The sequence below is a fragment of the Rhodovulum viride genome (genome assembly GCF_003265965.1).
Taxonomy (GTDB): Bacteria; Pseudomonadota; Alphaproteobacteria; order Rhodobacterales; family Rhodobacteraceae; genus Rhodovulum; species Rhodovulum kholense.
This window is the reverse complement of the sequence record NZ_MUAV01000165.1, coordinates 1-556: the sequence shown is the minus strand read 5'-3', so window position 1 is coordinate 556 and position 556 is coordinate 1. Positions and strand designations below refer to the sequence as shown.

1 protein-coding gene is annotated in these 556 nt (G+C 70.7%); it reads left to right on the top strand.

All coding sequences use genetic code 11. From position 1 onward, the window contains the following. Positions 1-15: 15 nt before the first annotated feature. Positions 16-556 (top strand): hypothetical protein (locus tag BYZ73_RS21655; protein WP_181498172.1); only part of this gene is annotated, 541 nt, incomplete at its 3' end.

Below are 556 nucleotides of genomic sequence, written 5' to 3'. Positions count from 1 at the left end.
ATGGGGCCGGAGCTGATGCGGCTCCGGATGGAGGAGCTCGGCGCCCGGATGAAGGCGATCTGGGGCGAGGTCATGGTCTATCTGCAGGAGAAGTGGTCGGGGTTCCTGGCGCGCTTTGCCGATCTGCCGGACATCCTGCCCGGGGCGGCGGCGCTGAAGGAGGCGGCCGAGGGCGCGGCCGAGGGGCTGGCGGCGGCGAAAGAGGCCGCAGCGGCAGCGGGCGACGAGGCCAAACGGCTGAAGCGTGAGGCCAATGGCGTGGCCGATGCGATGATCCGCACGCCGCTGGCCTCGATGGCCGCGCTGAAAGAGACGCTGGCCGGGGTCTCGGACGCGGCGGGCGATACCGCCGCCAGCCTCGCGCGGATCGGCGAGGCGGCCGATGACGGCGCCGGGGTCGACAAGCTGAAGACGACGACGAAGGATCTGGCCGACGCCGCGAAGGAGACCGGCGACAGCTTCAAGACCTTCTTCAAGGATCTGGCGAAGGGCTCGGCCGATGCGGGCGACGCGATCTCGGCCTTGGCCGACCGGATGCTCGACGATCTGCTGGACC